Raw genomic sequence first — 19,305 nt, forward strand, 5'->3', positions numbered from 1 at the left:
ATACTGTTTACGCTTGCCACTATATCCAGAACCCTAGACGTTGGGTAGGGGGGATTTGACCCATTGACACAAGATAAAGTGACTTTACTTAAAGATTGTGGTTAAGATCAATCTATGCTGCAAAGTGTAAGTAACTGATAAACGCTTTCTTAACCAGTGTATTATTCTGCTGTTGATTCGGCTGGGTTATGGACAGTCGTGGTACGTCGGCAAGTCGTACCGTGCGGATGATGCTTACCGATAAAGTAAGCAGAAAAAAAGCCGCTTGAGAAAGCGGCTTTAAGGGACTTAGATACTATCGCTTGTCAGACTAGATTTTTCTGATCACGCGGAAACCAAGGTAATTAGCACTCATGTTTTCGCCGACGTCCAAGCGCTCTGATGCGCGAGCACGTTGCGGTGAAAAGTTCCAAGCACCACCACGGGCAATTGGCTCTTCACTGCTTACCCATTCCCAGACATTTCCGGCTGTGTCATAGACACCAAAGGGGTTGGGCGGGAAGCTTTTAACCGGTGAGGTTCGTGTATTTGACCACACGGTACCGCTCCAGCCTGTGTTGGCGTTGCCGACACCAATTTCGTTGCCCCACCAGAAATCGCTGTTTGTACCGCCACGGGCCGCCACTTCCCACTGCACATCGTTCGGCAGTGCGTAGTTATGGCCGGTCTGTTGGCTGAGCCATTTGGTATAAGCATTGGCATCTTTCTTGTTCACACAAACAACGGGTGAATCTGCGGCTTGGTCAAAACCAGGCTGACGCCAGTCGGATTCCAAGCTTTGGCTGATCTCACCATTAACCAACATATTACAACCATTACCTTGTTCTGCAGCGGTGACATAACCGGTCGCATTCACAAAAGCATCAAACTGCGCCACGGTGACAGGCGTCGAGCCAATCGCGAACGAGTGGCGTACCGCAACGTTTTCTCGTGCGTCTGGGCCGACTTTGTATTCACCTGCGCCAATAACCACCATTTGCGGGGCTTCAAGGTTATTTGACACAGGGTCAGTAAACTTTTTTCCCGGGCTAGGTGGACGGTTGGGTTGCTCTTCGAGCTTGGCCCATACGACCTGATCTTTGCCAAGATAAACCTCGCGGCTATAAGGCATAAATCCAGGCTTGCTGACCGTCAGTTCATGGGTGCCAACAGGAAGCATCAGCTCAACAGGTGTGCTGCCATAAGACACGTCGTTAATCTTAACACTGTCGTCATAACGGTTAGAGCGAACAGTGACATTGACCCAGCGTTTTGCTTGTTGCTTATGCTTAGCTTGTTGCTGCGCTTGTGTGGTTTCAACACAGTAGCGATCTTCCAGATCTAACAAGCGACAGGCTGCTGTTTTACCCGGGCGACTGACGAGTTCCGCTTTAATACGGGTGGTGTAGTCGGTGCCACCGGTAAAGCCTGCATCAACCACTTCACTGTTAGTGACGTGAATGTTGAAAGCAACTTTATCGATGTTTTGCTTCACCGCCGCCGATTCGGTGACAAAGTCGGTGACTTGGCCACGGAATTCGCGAATGGCTTGTTGCATTGTCAAGGTCTTACCTTGATTCGCACAAGCGGCAAGCGTCATATTGGGCGCACAGGTGACACTGTGGACAACCTCAATGGTGTCTTTCTGCGTCAACTCTTTACGCAAGCGTTCAGCGCGGGCTTCACGCATGGCCTCGTGCAGGTTTTCCAGCGTGGTGGCTAATAAAGCCTGCTGGCGTTCTTGCTGCGCGAGCAACTTTTTCTGCTCGATAATCGCTGATTCGTTCGCAGCTTGTTCTTGTTGATGGTTATTAACCTTTTGCCAAGCTTGTTGGTACGCTTGCTGATAAGGACCGATGTCGGTACTTGGGTCAGCAATCAAGTCTTGAAACTTGGCGTCCAGCTGGGCTTTAGCCTCACTACGCTCGCGTTGAAGCTGACTTAGCTCGTCATCTAACGTGGCGCGTTTAACTAAAAGGTCATCAAGCTTCGCCTGCTGCAGGGCCAGCTCATCGTTTTGAGACTCCAGCACATCTTCTTTTGCGCGAAGTTTCTCAACCAACTCACTGACCGGATCGATGTTATCCGCGGAAGACGCGTTTTCAGCGAACGCCAACTCGGTTAGCAGTAGGGGAGGGAGCGCTAAACATAGCGCCTTTATGTATTTCGTTGTCATAGTTCCCTTGCTTACGCATGTGTCGCAATAATAATACCTATGTCCAAAAAGTAGACTATCACGGAAACCAGTGTTGCCACGCAAACCGTGTTAATTATTTGACGGCAGTCAGCATTCTGCGACGTGATCGGTGCAACTGTGTTCATTGTTTTTAATATCCACGCGAGATTACCTTAAGCGCCGCCGCGCTTCAAATAAGATTGTGTGACGACGCGTGTGACGGAACCATGATCAAGGCCAAGATCGCCATTGATCGCCTCGAAACGATGATCAAGCAGAGAGGTTTCTCATCGCATCGCCTTTAACCGCTTTATAGACAGTAGCTTAGCAGCTGACACTGTCATTATTTTGTTGTCTTTTTTGTTCTTCTACGCTGATCTATTAATCAAAAATGAGGGATCTTCCGCATTTTTTTAGTCCAAATGACATCGGCCGTAAAAATAGAGGTTCTTGATCATAGTTCCAAAAGATGATGATCGCGTGCTACTGATAATCGTGACAAAATAATGCGACATAGGTTAACGGTGATAGTGACGGTCAATGGCAAAGACGCCGAAAGTGTCTGAAGTGATAGCGTTACCCAGCCAGCAATTGCACCATAGCCATGATTACAAACAAGTGGTGATAGGGCTGCAAGGACAAACGGAATTTGATGTCGGTGGGCGAGGAAGCCTCGTTGGCCCGGGACAGGGGTGCTTGGTAACAGAATCCGAAGAGCATGCCTTTACCGGTGTGGGACGCAATGAAATACTGGTAATTAACCTACCGTATCAAGAATGGGTTGGGCATGCGTCGATGCATGACAACATCGCTCGTCTTTTTGAACGTGATGCGTATTTTCAGCTCGACACTCAGGCTCAGACCTTAATTAAAGCGTTAACGGCAGAAATGATAGCCAATCCAACCGATTTATTGCTCAGTCGAGCGTGTGCCGACACCCTGATGTGTGTGTTGCACCGCCATTTTCGTGACCACATTTCACCACGACGAGACGGTCATCGGCTCAACATGGATATCATCGACCGCTATATTCACCAACATATGAGTCGCAAGATTACCGTCGCCCAGCTGGCTGGTAGTGTTTTTCTTGCAGAAAGCCAATTCCATCAACTGTTTAAAGAACAAGTCGGGATGACTCCCCATCAATATGTGTTGGAAAAGCGGTTCGCGTTGGCAAAGCAACTGATTAAAGAAAGTGATTTGACGATGGCACAAATCGCCGATAGTTGCGGTTTCTCTAGTCAGAGCGGATTTACCAACGCGTTTTCACGTTATTTTGGTGTCTCGCCCGCAAAGTTTAAGTTGACTCCTTAGCGTTTGTTCACAACGCGATCTCGTGCCTATTTTTATCGTCGCCATGCGTCCTATTTGTTATGGAGGCATGGCGATCGACAGCTTTATTTGTTAATTACCGGAGGATTTTGCAATAATGCCGGAGCTTTTTGTAAGACCCTGACGATAGACCCCGCATAGAATCGATCGCCAAGTAACAATGACGTAACATTTTCCTGCCCGAGTTGGGAAGGACGTGAGTGAGGATACCACTATGTTTAAAGCCATCGATGCTATGCAGCCATCGTTTATCGAGCGTCCGCTAGCGCAGATTTGGTCTGAAATATCGCCACTTTACTGTGTTGATGAAAGTGAATGGCTAACCCAATTGCTCCCTCTTGCTGAGCCGTCAGAGACAGAGCGTGAACAAACACGCCGCCAGGCGACCAAGCTCATTGAGCAAGTCCGTGCGGATAAGAAAGCCGTGCAAATGATTGATGCGTTGTTGCTGGAATACAGCTTGGACACACGCGAGGGCATTTTGCTGATGTGTCTAGCAGAAGCACTGATGCGCATTCCTGACGCGCATACCGCCGATGCACTCATCCGTGACAAACTTAGCGTTGCCGATTGGAAAGCACACTTGCGTCATTCTGACTCGCTATTCGTGAATGCCTCAACGTGGGGGCTGATGTTAACGGGCAAAGTGGTCACTTTGGATGAGAGCACCGAAGGAAAACCTGCGTCTGTGATCAATCGTTTAGTGAATAAGCTCTCTGAGCCTGTGATTCGTCAAGCGATGCATCAAGCGATGAAAATCATGGGTCACCAATTTGTGTTGGGCCGTGATATCGACGAGGCGTTAAAAAACGGTGAGACGCCGCGTAGCCAAGGCTTTACCTATTCCTTTGATATGTTGGGAGAAGCGGCCCTAACGGCCGACGATGCGCGCAAGTATCTCAATGATTATTTACAGGCCATTGATGCGGTTGGCGCAGCAAAATCAAGCTACTCAGGACCGTCGCCGTCAGTCTCTATCAAGCTTTCTGCACTACATCCGCGTTATGAAGTCGCGAATCAAGATCGTGTGATGACAGAAATGTTTGAGACGGTATTGGTCTTGCTTAAACGTGCACGAGAAAAAGATGTCGCCATCACCATCGATGCCGAAGAAGCCGATCGTCTCGAGCTGTCTCTGGCTTTGTTTGAAAAACTTTATCGTGACGATGCCGTTAAAGGGTGGGGCAAGTTTGGTCTCGTCGTGCAAGCTTATTCTAAGCGTGCGTTACCTGTTATCACTTGGCTAGCGGCGCTCGCTAAAGAACAAGGTGATTTGATCCCAATGCGATTGGTGAAAGGTGCGTATTGGGACAGTGAAATCAAACTGTGTCAGCAAACCGGCCATCATGGCTATCCGGTATTTACCCGTAAAGAAGCTACCGATGTGTCCTATTTGGCGTGTGCGCGTTTCTTACTGAGCGATCATGTGCGTGGCCTCATCTATCCCCAGTTTGCCAGTCATAATGCGCATACTATCGCAGCGATCGCGGCGATGGCGACCCATCAGGATTTTGAATTCCAACGCCTGCATGGCATGGGTGACGCCTTGTATAACCATGCCAAAGGCTTATTTAATAGTGATGTGCGCATTTATGCACCAGTGGGAAGCCACAAAGACTTGCTGCCCTATCTTGTCCGCCGTCTGCTAGAAAACGGTGCCAACAGCTCTTTCGTTCACCGTCTCGTCGATGCCCGTTGCCCTATCGAGGATCTGATTGCCAGCCCTGTCGATATCTTGCGAGGGCATGCGACGTTGCACAATGATCGCATTCCGCTGCCGAGTGAGATTTTCGGACCGACCCGTCAAAACTCCCAAGGCGTTGCGACGGACATTGCATCTGAATGGCAACCATTCACCGATAGCGTTGCGCCCTTTATGGGAGATTACCAATGGCAAGCCGGTCCGATTGTGAATGGCGAACGACCATCAGGTGATAGCCACGTTGTGCATGCTCCTTATGATCGCAATGAAGTGGTCGGGCGTGTGGATTGGGCTACGGCTGAACAGGTTAACCAAGCGCTGGATAATGCGGCGAACGCTTTCCCTGAATGGCAAAAAACCGATGTAAGCGAGCGTGGTAAGTACTTACTTGACCTTGCTGATAAACTGGAAGCGAATTTAGGTGAGTTGGTGGCTATATGTCACCGAGAAGCAGGGAAGACTATTCACGATAGTATCGATGAAGTGCGCGAGGCGGTTGACTTCTTGCGTTACTACCCGCAGCAAGCGATGGAACTCCAGGCGGCTCCGTTTAGTTACCAAGGCTTTGATGGTACCCAACAATCGGTGAGTTATCACGGACGCGGTGTCTTCACCTGTATCAGCCCATGGAACTTCCCATTGGCGATTTTCTTGGGGCAAGTGAGTGCCGCTCTGGTTGCAGGAAATACAGTGGTTGCTAAGCCTGCGGAGCAAACCTCGATCATTGCTTACCGCGCTATCGAGTTGTTGCTTGAAACCGGGATCCCTGCGGGCGTTATTCAACTCTTGCCGGGTAGTGGACCTGTGGTGGGCGCCCCCTTGACGCAAGATGCGCGTATCGCGGGTGTGGCCTTTACGGGCTCGACGCCTACGGCGCAGCGTATTACGCGTACCTTGGCAGAGCGAGATGCCGACCCTGTGCCTGTGGTGGCAGAAACCGGCGGTCAAAATGCCATGATCGTCGACAGCACCGCCTTACCCGAGCAAGTCGTTCGTGATGTATTGCGTTCAGCATTTGCGTCGGCGGGTCAGCGTTGTTCGGCACTTCGCGTGCTTTATATCCAAGAAGATATCGCCGATCGCGTGATTAGCTTGATCAAAGGCGCAATGGCTGAACTGTCTGTTGGACGCCCAGAATTGCTGTCGACGGATGTTGGTCCAGTCATTGATCAGACTGCGAAAGACAAGTTATTCGCGCATATCGAACAAATGAAACGCAGTGGCAAGTTAGTCACGCAAGTTGCGCTCTCTCCTGAGTGTGACCAAGGAACTTTTGTGCCGCCAACGGCCTTTGAGATCCGGAGCATCGATCAGCTCAGTGAAGAGCACTTTGGTCCCATTCTTCACATTGTGCGCTATCGCGCTGAAGAGTTGGACAAGGTGATTGATGACATTAACCGTACGGGCTTTGGCCTGACGATGGGCGTACATAGCCGCAATGAAACCACCTGTGCGCATATTGAACACCGTGCACGTGTTGGCAACTGTTACGTCAACCGAGACCAAGTTGGAGCTGTGGTTGGTGTTCAGCCATTCGGCGGTCGTGGTTTATCAGGCACTGGCCCGAAAGCCGGTGGCCCGCATTATTTGTATCGCTTCACTCAAGCGTCGGTGAATGCCCAATAAGTCGGTTGAAAGGATCAGGAGAGAAAAATGAACCAATTAAATAGCATCATTGAGCAATGTGAAGCGGTATGGGAAGACTGGAACGATCAAGGTGTCGCAGGCCGTGTCGCGCTATTGCAGCGTTGGTCTGACACAGTGTCAGCACGAGGTGAAGCCTTTGCAGACGCAGCAAAAATGATTCGATTTCAGTGTGATAATGCCGAGCGTTTGCTCGATAAAGTACACGAGTTACCTGGCCCAACCGGGGAAACCAACGAGCTGTATACCGTTGGTCGCGGGACGTTTGCTATCACAGGTGACGCGTCGTTGACGCATGTCGCACTGTGTGGGCAGTTAGCGGCTGCGTTGGTGGCAGGTAATTGTGTGGTGGTGAGTGTAGAGGGCACTCACACCGATATGGTGGATGCCGTGTTGGCCGATTTGGTCAAAGCAGGGTGTCCGGACAGGGTGGCCATTCGTGTTGACCTTGATACCAACGCGCCGCTCTTGGCGCATCCCAATATTGTGGGTTTAGCGACGACAGGCACGCTTACACACGTACGTGATGCCAATCGTCAACTTGCACAACGACAGGGTGTGATTGCAGCTCTGGTCGCAGAGTCCGATACCCAGCTGTATCCGGTTATCGGCGCGCCTGACTATGTGCTGCGCTTTGTGACCGAGCGCACCCGCACAATTAATATCACTGCTGTAGGTGGTAATGCCACGCTTCTGGAACTCGGCAGTGGTGAACATTAACTTTCCAGAGATGGCCCCGGAAGGGGCCATGTAATTGAGGGACAGATATGATAGACAATAGCTATGCCATCAGTGCCACGTTTCTTGCATATCTCATACTGATGCTTGTCATTGGTATATATGCGTATAAACGTACCTCCGACTCCGAGGATTATTTTCTCGGTGGCCGCTCATTAGGTCCTTGGCCTGCGGCACTGTCGGCCGGTGCGTCAGATATGAGTGGTTGGTTGCTGCTTGGCCTTCCTGGCTATGCCTATGCGGCTGGAATGGAATCACTTTGGTTAGCAGGCGGTTTGCTGTTGGGGACCTACCTCAACTGGCTGATTTGTGCCAAGCGCCTGCGTACGTACAGTATTGAAGTCGATAATGCATTGACATTGCCTGAGTTCTTCTCGCGTCGCTTTGAAGATAAGTCAAAGCTTCTGCAAACGATCTCGGCCTTCTTCATTTTGCTTTTCTTCCTTTTCTACACCAGTTCAGGCTTGGTGGCGGGTGGTAAACTCTTTACTACCGTCTTTGGCTTTGATTACACCACCGCGGTTGTGATTGGCACGATTTGCGTTGTGTCCTATACCTTGTTTGGTGGTTTCTTAGCCGTCTCTTGGACCGACTTGGTTCAAGGTCTATTAATGGCGGCAGCCCTACTGATTGTGCCCTTTGTTATTATGGATGGCAGTGTCTTCAAACTGGGCAATGATGTGGCCGCGATCAATCCTGAGCTGATGACACTCTGGCGCGATGTTAACGGTGAGCCGCTGACGTGGATTAGCATCATCTCATTAGCTGCTTGGGGCTTGGGCTACTTTGGTCAGCCTCATATCTTGGCCCGTTTCCAAGCGACGCGTTCAAACAAAGACATCACCACAGCGCGTCGCATTGCGGTGGGTTGGTCTGCGTTGTCGATGTTTGGTGCGGTGTTGATCGGTTTGGTTGGGATTTTGTACGTACAAAATGACATGACCGGTGATCTGAAAGACGGCGAGAAAATTTTCATGCTGTTGGTGAATGCTGCTTTCCATCCCGTCATTGCGGGTATTCTGTTAGCTGCTATTTTGGCTGCGATCATGAGTACCGCCGATTCACAGCTACTGGTTTCTTCATCAGCATTGGCAGAGGATTTCTATAAGCAAGTATTCCGTCCTGACGCGTCCACACAAGAAGTGGTGATGGTAGGTCGTGGTGCTGTGATCTTGCTTTCTGCGATTGCGCTGGGGCTTGCGATGGATCCAGAAAGTTCGGTACTCGGCTTGGTCTCATATGCGTGGGCAGGCTTTGGTGCTGCCTTCGGTCCGGCCTTGCTCCTGAGCCTTTTCTGGCGTGGAATGAACCGTAACGGTGCACTTGCTGCCATCTTGATTGGCGGTATCACCGTGGTTGTTTGGAAGCAGATGTCGGGTGGCATCTATGATTTGTATGAAATCGTCCCAGGTTTCTTCTTGGCTGGTCTAGGTGCGATCATCATCAGTAAACTGACCGGTGGTCCAAGTGAGTCTGTCTCTAAGCAATTTGAAGGATACGAGAAAAGCCTAGATACCATGGCGTAATCGTTGACGGCATGAGGCTGTAATGAACCATGAACAAGGGAGCGTCAAACGCTCCCTTTTTTGATCTCATCGCTCTACCGAGCAACCGGCTCACTCTTGCTTTGGCGGACACAATTGCGGCCATCGCGTTTCGCTTTATACAGCGCCTGATCGGCGCGTTTGAGCCCATCGACATAGTCACTGGCTTGCTGATTACCCGCCATGCCAATGCTGACCGTAATCGAGAGCGTGGTATCAATATCAGACAGGTCTAGCGCTGCGATTTGGCGACGCAGGTGGTCGAAATAGCTGAATCCGTCGGCAACGCTGCCAGCAAACAGCAGAGTAAATTCCTCGCCTCCCCAGCGTGCCACATGGCGTAAGTGTTTTTGTTCTTGATTTAAAAACGCACCAACACGTTGAATAATCAGATCGCCCACTAAGTGGGAGTAATGATCATTAATCCGTTTGAAGTGGTCAATATCCAGAATCGCGACTTGCAATGGCTCGCCCGATTCACGTGCTTGGTCAAAGGCGTGGTGCCAATATTCATCAAACGCACGACGATTCGCCAGCCCGGTGAGAGGGTCTTCTTTGGATAACCGCTCAAAGTCATCAGCTTGCGCTTGCAGCGCCTGCGTTTTCTCTTTGACCAGGGCTTTCAGCTGCAATTGCTTTTGTTGTAAGCGTTGAATACGCCATAAAAAAATGCCGTACGCTGCGCTCACAAAAAGAAAAAAGCCAAGTGCGCGTATGTCCGAACGTTGCCACAACGAAGGCTCTAAGGTGAACTGGTAACGCAATACATCGTCACTCCATTCCCCATAAGGGTAGCGAGCACTTACTTTAAAGGTATAAACCCCCGGTGACAGGTTAGTGTATTCCGCATCATGACTCTCGTGCCGGTAGGCCCAATCAAGCTCAAACCCCTCCAACTGGGTGCGGTATTGGATTTGTTCTGGCATCGAATAGCCGAGTGCAGCGTAAGAAAAGAGGACGCGATTGGTACCCGCTGGCGCAATATCATTGGCTTCGGGGTTAATATCTTTACCATCAAATTGGACTTGCTGCATCACAATAGGCAGTGGGCGACTGAGCAATCGCGCAATTCTATCCGGACTCACACTGGCCACGCCTTTGGCGGTTGCAAACAGTAAGGTGCCGTTTGGTGTTATCGTCGCTGCGGGTGACGAGCCGCCATTGGCTTGGTTATTCGCCATGCCATCGCTTTGATCATAATGCTCAAAGTCGATGCGTTGGCGCGTACCGTCGGCCACTTGATGCGCTTGTTGATAGTTAATGCGCCAAATACCACGGTTACTCGACAACCAAAAATTATCGCTATCATCTTTGATGATTTGGAAAAATTTATCGATCGGTAGCCCCTGCGGGCGACCAACAAGCGCAAGGCTTCCATCGGTTTGCGAGTAACGAATCACGCCCCGGTCGGTTGCCATCCAAACAAATCCCGGCTCAATATAAAAGCCAAAGACATACTGAGCTTGCTCTTGTTGTGAGAGATCAAGTGTGTGGAGTTGACCCGCTTCAATATAGCTGACCCCGCGTCCGGTTCCTACCCAGACTTTACCTTCTTCGTCGCTCGCCAGTGCCATGACATAACTGCCGGGCATATCGCTATTCTGACTGTCATAAAGCTGGGCTAGGGTCCCCTGGTTGAGCTTTGCCAATCCGCGAGGAGTACCAACCCATAAGGTGTTATCAGGCCTTTCTAAAATCGCTCGGACTTCATCATCGGGCAAGTGGCCATTGATGCCGCGCGGCGTATGCAGCGTGCCGTTTTGCCAAATCTGGAGTCCATGCTGATAGGTTCCCACCCAGAGTCCACCTTGACGGCGGTGGGCAAGACTGAGCACCGACACATTATCCGTTAGTATTCGAGCACTACCATGCTGTGTATCTATCTGGCTAAGCCCCTCACTCGCGCCTACCCAAACGTGATGGTCTTGGCCTGCTAAGACGGTACGCACGTAATTTCCTGCCAACCCTTGGTCTGCGGTCAGGGTGACAAAGGGGGCATAGCGTAAACGCATGACCCCGCCGTTAGTGCCAATCCAAATACTGCCTTCGCTGTCTTCAAACCAAGATAAAATGCGATTGTTCGGCAGCCCTCGATGATTGTCGAGAAAGTCGAGTTCGCCATCGCTCAGGTGGGCAACACCACGGCTCAGCGTGCCAAACCAATAAGCCCCCTGACTGTCTTGTTCTACCAGAGTGACGGCTTGGTTAAGCAAGGCGCCATCGAGAGGTGTCCACCGCTGTTGTTGATAGCGCCAAGCGCCATGCTCAGAGCCGACGAGAAGAGCACCATCGTTAGCCGTGGCGACGTAGAATACTTTTTCGAACAGGTTATGATGAGAGATGGGCGTGGCACCCTGCTGCGCCGACAAGAGATAAACCCCTTTCTCTGTGGCGGCATAGATGTGCTTGTTTGGCGCTAACGCGAGACGATAACTACTGATTGTCTCGATAAAGTGTGTGGGTTGGGGAGTAGGCATTTGTAACTGTTCAGCCGAGTAATAGACAACCCCCATGCCTTCGATAGCGAGCCAGAGGCCGCCGTCAGCGTCACGCAGAATATCGTTCACTAAACTGGGTGCAGTCGGTAAAGCGTGCCATGAAAATCCTTGTCGCATCACCACACTGCCGCGTGCGCCACCCGCGTAGAGTTCATTTTTGGGACCAACCGCGAGTGCGCGGGTGCCGGAATCTTGCATTCGGGTTTTGGGGCCGCGATCGAAAAGAACAAACTCCAGCCCGTTGTAACGGGCAATACCTTCCCACGTTGCGAACCACAGGTAGCCATCTGTGGTTTGTTCAATCGCGTTAATGCTATTGTGAGGCAGGCCACTTGCAGAGGTCCACGTTTCGATAAAATAATCGGATAGCTGGTTATCATCGGCGTGACTTTGGGTCATCAAGCTGAGAGAAACAAATAGCCAACTACACACGAAAAGTGTGAATGTGTGGCATGGTCTAATCCTTGATAAAGCCTGCTTAATCCGTTGGCACATCTTTTGTTCTTGTTTGCAATTCCAAGTAGACTGGCGATTCTATCTTAACCTGTGTCTAGTTCTGGCACCTTGAGGTCAGGTTTTAATAGGCAAGTTGAGAAAGATCACATAAGAAACGCAAACCTTGGCTGGGCGTATTAATTCAATGATGCAGTTTATGGCGATCCGCCAGCAACTCTTAGAGCAAATCAACAGTGGTCAACTCGACCCCGGGCAAAAGCTGCCGTCAGAGCGGCAGTTAGCGGAAGCCTTCCACACGACGCGCGTCACTTTGCGTGAAGCACTCGCGGTTTTAGAAGCAGAAGGGCGTATCTACCGGCTTGATCGGCGAGGTTGGTTTATTGCGCCGAATCCTTGGCGGTATAACCCCAGTGACTTGATAGACTGGACGACTGATTTCGCCGCACAAGGCGGACAGTTTGCTATTCAAAAAGAAACGACGACGCTAGCCAGTGCAGAAATGAGCCAACAGATGCACTTGCCACCCTTTAGTGCGATCTATCAAGCAGAAGGCGTTGTCTCTTCAGTGGGCGTACCTGTGGGGTATGTTCGCACTTACTTACAACCTGACTATTACCCACAATATCAGCAGCAGACGATGAGCGAGAAATTGTCTGCCAATGTAACCATTCATCAATGTCACTGGATCAGCCGTTGGGAAGCCTTAGAAGGGGCGCTGATGGCGGCACTCAATGTAGCGGTTGGTACACCCGCATTGAAATTGGAGCGGCATTGGTTGATTGAGCGCGCGGGTCAATTACAGGCCATTCGTGTCGACGAAGAATGGTGGCGCCAACATGCAATTGCGCTGAGCAGCCATTCACGGTGAGATCGCTACATACGCCTTTAAAAACAATTGCTTAAGCCCCTCGGCTGAATATTCACGATGCACCAATGGGTGGGTTGTGGTGAGCGCGTTTGGGTTAGCGTTAAAGTGTATGGTGCGCATGTTGGCGTTAATACCCGCTTGAATGCCGCGATTGGTATCATCAATAAAAATGCACTGTTGAGACGGGCATGCCATATTCATGGCAGCATAATGAAGCAAGTCCGGCGCAGGTTTCCAGCTGTTGGTATCAAAGGCGCTAAAGAGTCGGTTTTCAAAATAAGGCATTAAGCCGGTGAGGGTTAATGCATGCGCCATCTTTTCGGTCGGCCCATTGGAGGCAACACACATCTCGATGCCTTGGGAGGCCAGCGTTTTTAGCACTTCTTCAATGCCTGCAGTGGGCTGTAAAGATTGTTCAAACAGCTGGTGGCATAAGGTACGGTACCTGGGTTCTAATTGGTCGATAGGGAGTTGCACGGCATAGCGCTCACAGGTTTGACGCAACACGTCGGTGAGTTTGCCACCCTCAAAATGATCCAATGATTCTTGCAAGTCAATTGCCACGCCGAAAGACGCAAATGTAGCGACTAAGGCTTGGTGAGACAGTTGCTCTGAATCAACCAAGGTGCCATCGCAGTCAAAAATAACGCAGGCAATTGGTTCATCTAAACTAAAGTGCTCCATAGTGGCTCCCTTGTGTGCCTCGCTTTATCGTTAGCGCTGAGTTGAAAATCAACAAGTCAGCGACCTTTGAAATGCCAACTGTGTCTTGCAATCTGTATTAATTCGTTATCAAAATTGGTCAGGGATCGACTTTTAATCGACAAGGAACCACAAGGACATGGACTATCAACACCAATGGATAAACGGGAATGTGATTACACTCCCAGTCGGACAGGTTTATTGTGTCGGGCGAAATTACGCGGCGCATGCGGCGGAACTCAATAATCCGCTTCCAGAACAACCGGTGATTTTTATCAAGCCGCCAAACACGATCCAACCGCTCGGTCACGCTCTGACGTTGGCAGAGAAGTTTGCGCCGGTGCATTTTGAAACCGAGCTGGCAGTTCTGATCACCCAGCCTTTGTATGAGGCAACACCGTCGGAGGTACAATCAGGTCTGGGGGCGATGGCGTTGGGACTGGATTTAACACGACGTGACCAACAAAGTTACCTAAAAGCAAAGGGGTTGCCTTGGGAGAGGGCAAAGGCATTTGCGGGCAGCGCGCTGATAACCCCCTTTGTGGCAACCCCAAAGAACTGGGACGATGTTTTCTTTTCACTGGCGATTAATGGCGAAATCCGACAGCAAGGCCATACGGCACACATGCTGACATCAGTGGTGCCACTTATTGCACATATGAGTGATACCTTCCCACTACGTCCTGGTGATGTGGTGTTTACTGGCACCCCTGAAGGGGTTGGTCCCCTTGCTAATGGGGACGAGTTAACCTTGCGTTTAGGGGAGTGCGATTTGGGTGAAACGCGCGTCGTTTATGCGTCTTCGTCAGTGGATAACCACGGAAACAACGCGGCTCGCTGAGAGGCAGTGAGTGCAGAGACACAGGCGATATTGCGCGCCGGAATCGCCTCTGGATCCTGACCGTAATGTGCAAGTGCTCGCGACATACTGTCTTCACGGATCAAGTGAAAGCACGGATAAGGCGCACGATTGGTGAGGTTCTCTGCATCATCAGGTTCACAACCATCAAAGCAATATTGCGGATGAAAGCTGGCGAGCTGGAAAGTCCCTCGCCAACCAAAATGGTCGATAAGATTCTCGGCCATCGACAGCACATCAAGATAATGTTCAAAATCATGGAGTGCGTTCGGGACGACGAGAACGGTCGTGTCTGTGATCGCCGGATCCGTCTGCGCCAAGTCGGTGAGTGCTTGGTATACGGCTTCAAGAATATCTGCATCGTCACATGCGGTGCAGATATCTATTTTGATTTGTTGATTTCGGCGCGGTTTGGCAGCAAAGGGACACAGGTTTAACCCGATAACCACTTCATCTAACCACGCCGCGATACGAGATTCTACCGTTTTCATCGCGAGCATCTTTAGTCTATTGGCCCGCTATGGTAGCCGCTTATTCAGTGAATTGTTAGCTTTTTTGAGGCGATAACTGATACGCCTTGGTTCCCCATAATGGGACGGTCGACAAGCTATGCTTAAAGCTGCCAGAGGTTTCTTTGGTGGAATAGGACAGGTACATCAAAGTTTGGTTTGTGGCATCGTAAATACGACGGATCTTCATAGACTTAAAGAAGATACTTTTTGATTTACGGAACACCACTTCACCGGAGTCGCTTTTATCAATTTGCGCGATCATCTCGGGCGTAATCTCACCGGTTTGTCGACAAGAGATCGCACTGTCGCTGGGATCGGCAAAGCTGAGGTCGGCTTCTACCGACGCGACATGGCAGGTGACGCCGGTGACGATAGGATCAACCAAGTGATTGAGTTTGATATCTTTCATGGTGAACATGCCTAAACTCACATCGCCCACCTCGCTGTTATCACAGCCGGATAACATCACACTAAATGCCACGAGGCAAAGTACTTTTTTCATAACTGTTTTGTGTTTTGCCTGAATAAATGTTGGCAAACAGTCTAACACAGTCTGGTTTCTGTGTGTTTTTACGCCAAATGAATAAGGTGGGAAATGATGACTTACTCTCGAAATTGCGCGTCACCATCTTTACTGGATAGCGATTTGGGTTCAAAGGTGAGGAGCACATCAGCCGCGTTACAGTAGCTACCGGTTTCCGCAAAGGCCTCTCGTGCCGCCGCAATTTTTCGCTCAGCAATACGGCGCACTTTTTTGTCGTTGTCCTGATCGCTAAATGTCATCTGCTGATTGAACATCTCGCGACTAAAAGTGGTTTTACAAATAGACTCGTTTTTTTCGGTCACTACTTGGCCCGTGTTAGCTGGGGTATCGGACTCGGGTTGGGCATACACACAAAATGATAACAACGCCAACAAGGCGAAAAACGACTTAGCCATATATGAGTTCCTCAATCTATTCACACTAATAATAGCATTAAGCCGGGATGTCGACTATCGCCGACATGGTCGTCTAGCTAGCTCATCAGTTTGGTGTTTAAGCAAACATAAAAAAAGCGACCCGTTGGCCGCTTACATTTTGTGTCGCTTATTCCGCTTAGGTTTATTGCGGTTACAGCGAAAGGTCGTTCTCAGATACATGGTGAGATAATTGCGTCTCGCCGATCGTTTGGGCGCGACGTGCTTCAAACCAATAGCCGAGTGCCGCGAGCCAAATCATGGCATACGCCATCAGCTCAGTGCTTTCTTCCGCAATGCTTTTCACATCACGCACGTAGTTGGCGCCCATCGCTTGCTCCCAAAGCACGCCCATGCCAAACAAACGCGAGTAAACGAGTAACAGCGCTAAGGCGACCATCAGTACGGGAGCGAATTTAGATGTGACGATCCTTGCCAGACTCTCAGCTGTTTCACGCCAGTTTTTGGCTGCTGGCCAGAGAGCGAGTGCCGTGACGGTGAGCGCCGGGATTTTCCAAAAACCGTGGAAAACCATGTCTAATGTTGCATCAAGCTCACGGATCATCAGGACTAAGAAAAAGGCGCTCATTAGCGACGCTGCCGAGCTGTATGCGCAATGTACATGGGCGATTCGTCGAAAAGTAAATACGGACGCGGCGAGTAATATAAGCTGGGAAAGCTCAATCAGTGACGCCTCAGAGGCAACGTTATGGGCGGCGACGCTGTAATGAATAATGCCAGCGATAGCCGCAAAATAAAGCGCAATGGCTAGGAATTGCCCGGCACCATAAAACACGGTCCGAACGGGGGATGAAACCTGTGCCAATTTCATATCAACCTCAGATGCTCGAATACAAATAGTCCGTCCGATGGGGAACGCTAGCGGCACAACTGTGACGTTAGTCTCATTAATTTGTCCGTCGCAACGGATATTACGGCGGGATTCATAAAATCGCAATAATTATGTGATCAACGTCACTTTTTGTTCAGGGTGTAGACAGGTGATGAGCGTTATTTACAGTGTAAATAGTGTTATGTTGCCAAGGCTCACTCGCGAGAAAAGAGTAAGGAGGACATTAAATAATTGTTTTATATCAGCATTATCAGGAATAACGATCGCTTTGTTTCTAGTGTTTTTATACACTGGCGTTAAATTCGTTGGACAAGGATAAAGCTGATGAAAACGCTTAAAGCGAGTTGCCTGTGCGGAAAAATACACCTCTCTTTCCCGGATGAGTTTCTTTATATGGGGAATTGCCATTGCTCTGAGTGCCGCAAATTTACTGGCGCTGATTATTCATCCGTGGGTGGCATTGAAAAGAGTAAAGTGGCTATTGTGTCGGGCGCGTCAGATATCCGCTATTACCCCAAAAGTGACGAAACCGAACTTGCCTTTTGCGCGCACTGCGGAGCCAGTTTGTTTTCACACAAAGTGAAGAAAGGGCTTTTCAATATTCGGCTTGGCATCCTCGATACGGCACCGCGCCATGCTCCGGACTTTCACATTCATATCGCGTCCAAAGCGCCGTGGCACTCGCCCAATGAAGCGTTGAAACAATTCGAACATGGCCCTGACTGATGGGAGAGACTATGCAACTGTTAGTGCGTCCACTGACGAGCCACGACCGAGAGGCGTTGCTCGCGTTTGAACAGGTTAATCGAACCTATTTTGAAACCTTCGTTGATAGTCGCGGTGACGCTTTTTATAGTCTTGACGGAGTTGCTGAGCATATTGAGTCACTGCTTATGCTTCACGCGCAAAACGAACATATCCCCATGCTGATTACTGATGCGAGCCAAGCCATTATTGGTCGCGTTAATATCAGCCAAATTGATGCGGTATCAGGGACAGGATCGTTAGGCTATCGCATTGCTGAGGAGCAAACTGGGAAAGGTGTGGCCTCTCGTGCGGTCAAATATGCGTTAGATGTTGCACGTGAGTATGGGCTAAATACACTGCATGCGCTGGCTGCGACCACCAATATTGCTTCTCAAACCGTACTAACACGCAATGGCTTTGTTGAGTGTGGCACGGTATCGAATATCGCCCGTGTCGCTGGGCACAATATCGATGGTGTCTGTTACCAAAAGGCGCTGGATTGATTTTAACCGTACTTACTCGTCCTCAATGCGGCAGATTGAATCTGCTCGAGCTGGGGATGCGGGCCGAGGATTTGCTGTGGTAGCGGATGAGGTACGTGCGCTGGCACAAAAAACCACCGCATCGGCGTCAGAAATCAGTGGCCTCATTGATGAAACCCGTACACTCGTCGAGCGGTTGTCGCAATTTAGTGCCAACAAAGCGAGTTGATGACTAGCATCAATACCGTCTTCAATGCCATCATTAGGGATAAACAATGACAGTAAACAGCGGCACACCCATGGCCGCTTTTTCAAAAAGGAAACATGATGGCTGATTTGAACACACTAAGCTTGTATCACAAAGAACACTGCCCATTTTGTCATAAAGTTCGTGCGGTGATGGCGGAGTTAAATCTCGATATCCCGCTGGTGGATATGAATGCGAATGCACAAGAGTGGCAGCGCCTGCAAACCGAAGGCGGCAAAGGCATGGTACCTTGTCTGCGTATCGACCAAGGCGGTGAGACGCACTGGATGTATGAGTCAGACGATATCATTGAGTACTTGCGCGACAACTTCGCGTAAGTTGCTGGCTTGATACTGAAAGGGACGTCGCTTGGGTGATGTCCCCTTCATTCGTTGTGCAATCACTCGACGCCAATGCCTCCACCTTCTTCAACCCCCTGTGTGATTTGTCAGCACCAACGCCCGCTGACGTTCCATCACCTGATCCCGAAAACCTGCCATAACAATAAGTGGTTTACCAAACGCTTTTCCCGCACCTACATGCGCGAGCATGGTATCTGGGTATGCCGACGTTGCCACGCCTTTATCCATCGTCAATTCAGTGAAAAGCAGTTAGGCCGCTCCTACCACACGCTTGATCTGTTGCTCGCAGAACCTGTCATCCAAGATTATGTGACTTGGGCTCGAAAACAGCGATCTTGATGATTTCCTGACAATCTCCTCTAGTCGTTTGTCGACAATATAGTGTTTCTCGACAATACAATCTGGCTTCAAAAATGCCGATTTAGATATGACAACCATGTTGACTCATCGTTAATCTGACCGTAAAGCAACTTCTTGCCTCGCCGAGCAAAAACTTGCTTGTGGCGTGCAAAAAATTGGTCAGTGAGAGAGTAAAGTGCTGAATTATATGACTAAAAAAGCTGGCATGCATTTCGCTATATGGGATGGCGAACAGAGGCACCGACTGGACAGCCTCTTCCATTAATTAGAAAGGAGCGATTATGCCA

The 19,305-nt window shown here is 50.0% G+C and carries 17 protein-coding genes and 1 pseudogene; 10 read left to right on the forward strand and 8 right to left on the reverse strand.

What is annotated here, in order from left to right; all coding sequences use genetic code 11:
- Positions 1–310 precede the first annotated feature (310 nt).
- Positions 311–2,155, reverse strand: a complete 1,845-nt coding sequence (locus tag BGK46_RS01870; RefSeq protein WP_069586777.1) for an SUMF1/EgtB/PvdO family nonheme iron enzyme — start codon at positions 2,153–2,155, stop codon at positions 311–313.
- Between the two features lie 540 nt (positions 2,156–2,695).
- Between BGK46_RS01870 and BGK46_RS01875 the strand changes: the two genes are divergently transcribed.
- The 4 genes from BGK46_RS01875 (at position 2,696) to putP (ending at position 9,097) form a co-directional block, all read left to right on the forward strand.
- Positions 2,696–3,469: a helix-turn-helix transcriptional regulator gene (locus tag BGK46_RS01875; RefSeq protein ID WP_069586778.1), complete on the forward strand. Its 774-nt coding sequence runs from the start codon at positions 2,696–2,698 to the stop codon at positions 3,467–3,469.
- Positions 3,470–3,701: 232 nt separating this feature from the next.
- Positions 3,702–6,815, forward strand: coding sequence for a bifunctional proline dehydrogenase/L-glutamate gamma-semialdehyde dehydrogenase PutA (gene putA, locus BGK46_RS01880; protein ID WP_069586779.1), 3,114 nt, complete (start codon positions 3,702–3,704; stop codon positions 6,813–6,815).
- Between the two features lie 27 nt (positions 6,816–6,842).
- The gene (locus BGK46_RS01885) at positions 6,843–7,553 is read left to right on the forward strand and encodes an aldehyde dehydrogenase family protein (protein ID WP_069586780.1); all 711 of its coding nucleotides are present in this window, start codon (positions 6,843–6,845) and stop codon (positions 7,551–7,553) included.
- A gap of 47 nt (positions 7,554–7,600) precedes the next feature.
- Positions 7,601–9,097: a sodium/proline symporter PutP gene (gene putP / locus BGK46_RS01890; RefSeq protein WP_069586781.1), complete on the forward strand. Its 1,497-nt coding sequence runs from the start codon at positions 7,601–7,603 to the stop codon at positions 9,095–9,097.
- Positions 9,098–9,171: 74 nt separating this feature from the next.
- Here putP and BGK46_RS01895 read toward each other — a convergent pair whose 3' ends face one another.
- Positions 9,172–12,012 (reverse strand): ligand-binding sensor domain-containing protein, encoded by a 2,841-nt coding sequence (locus tag BGK46_RS01895; RefSeq protein WP_084781196.1) that lies wholly within the window; start codon positions 12,010–12,012, stop codon positions 9,172–9,174.
- A 241-nt stretch (positions 12,013–12,253) separates the two neighbouring features.
- Here BGK46_RS01895 and BGK46_RS01900 point away from each other — a divergent pair, with 241 nt between their 5' ends.
- Positions 12,254–12,937, forward strand: coding sequence for a GntR family transcriptional regulator (locus BGK46_RS01900; RefSeq protein WP_084781186.1), 684 nt, complete (start codon positions 12,254–12,256; stop codon positions 12,935–12,937).
- On the opposite strand, the gene BGK46_RS01905 is transcribed toward BGK46_RS01900, so the two are convergent.
- On the reverse strand, positions 12,929–13,621 hold the full coding sequence (locus BGK46_RS01905) for an HAD-IA family hydrolase (RefSeq protein WP_069586783.1): 693 nt from the start codon (positions 13,619–13,621) through the stop codon (positions 12,929–12,931). The genes BGK46_RS01900 and BGK46_RS01905 overlap by 9 nt on opposite strands.
- 157 nt (positions 13,622–13,778) lie before the next feature.
- On the opposite strand from BGK46_RS01905, the gene BGK46_RS01910 reads away from it, so the two are divergent.
- Positions 13,779–14,480, forward strand: a complete 702-nt coding sequence (locus BGK46_RS01910; RefSeq protein ID WP_069586784.1) for a fumarylacetoacetate hydrolase family protein — start codon at positions 13,779–13,781, stop codon at positions 14,478–14,480.
- On the opposite strand, the gene BGK46_RS01915 is transcribed toward BGK46_RS01910, so the two are convergent.
- The 4 genes from BGK46_RS01915 to BGK46_RS01930 all read right to left on the reverse strand — a co-directional run bounded on the left by BGK46_RS01915 (position 14,432) and on the right by BGK46_RS01930 (position 16,799).
- Entirely contained in the window at positions 14,432–14,998 is a 567-nt protein-coding gene (locus BGK46_RS01915) for a DUF1415 domain-containing protein (protein ID WP_254659639.1), read from the reverse strand. The genes BGK46_RS01910 and BGK46_RS01915 overlap by 49 nt on opposite strands.
- A gap of 46 nt (positions 14,999–15,044) precedes the next feature.
- Positions 15,045–15,512, reverse strand: a complete 468-nt coding sequence (locus BGK46_RS01920; RefSeq protein WP_069586786.1) for a CreA family protein — start codon at positions 15,510–15,512, stop codon at positions 15,045–15,047.
- Positions 15,513–15,613: 101 nt separating this feature from the next.
- Entirely contained in the window at positions 15,614–15,949 is a 336-nt protein-coding gene (locus tag BGK46_RS01925) for a hypothetical protein (protein ID WP_069586787.1), read from the reverse strand.
- 172 nt (positions 15,950–16,121) lie between these two features.
- Entirely contained in the window at positions 16,122–16,799 is a 678-nt protein-coding gene (locus BGK46_RS01930) for a hypothetical protein (RefSeq protein ID WP_069586788.1), read from the reverse strand.
- Between the two features lie 345 nt (positions 16,800–17,144).
- On the opposite strand from BGK46_RS01930, the gene BGK46_RS01935 reads away from it, so the two are divergent.
- The 4 genes and pseudogenes from BGK46_RS01935 (at position 17,145) to BGK46_RS01950 (ending at position 18,634) form a co-directional block, all read left to right on the forward strand.
- Positions 17,145–17,546: a GFA family protein gene (locus BGK46_RS01935; protein ID WP_069586789.1), complete on the forward strand. Its 402-nt coding sequence runs from the start codon at positions 17,145–17,147 to the stop codon at positions 17,544–17,546.
- Between the two features lie 11 nt (positions 17,547–17,557).
- On the forward strand, positions 17,558–18,070 hold the full coding sequence (locus tag BGK46_RS01940; RefSeq protein WP_069586790.1) for a GNAT family N-acetyltransferase: 513 nt from the start codon (positions 17,558–17,560) through the stop codon (positions 18,068–18,070).
- A gap of 12 nt (positions 18,071–18,082) precedes the next feature.
- Positions 18,083–18,254: pseudogene (locus tag BGK46_RS17825) on the forward strand (methyl-accepting chemotaxis protein); the annotation flags it as partial.
- Positions 18,255–18,376: 122 nt separating this feature from the next.
- Complete coding sequence (locus BGK46_RS01950; RefSeq protein ID WP_069586792.1) at positions 18,377–18,634, forward strand: glutathione S-transferase N-terminal domain-containing protein; 258 nt, start codon at positions 18,377–18,379, stop codon at positions 18,632–18,634.
- A 90-nt stretch (positions 18,635–18,724) separates the two neighbouring features.
- On the opposite strand, the gene BGK46_RS17540 is transcribed toward BGK46_RS01950, so the two are convergent.
- Positions 18,725–18,886, reverse strand: coding sequence for a hypothetical protein (locus BGK46_RS17540; protein ID WP_175418622.1), 162 nt, complete (start codon positions 18,884–18,886; stop codon positions 18,725–18,727).
- Positions 18,887–19,305: the final 419 nt, after the last annotated feature.

Source organism: Salinivibrio sp. SS2 (assembly GCF_001722075.1).
Taxonomy (GTDB): domain Bacteria; phylum Pseudomonadota; class Gammaproteobacteria; order Enterobacterales; family Vibrionaceae; genus Salinivibrio; species Salinivibrio proteolyticus.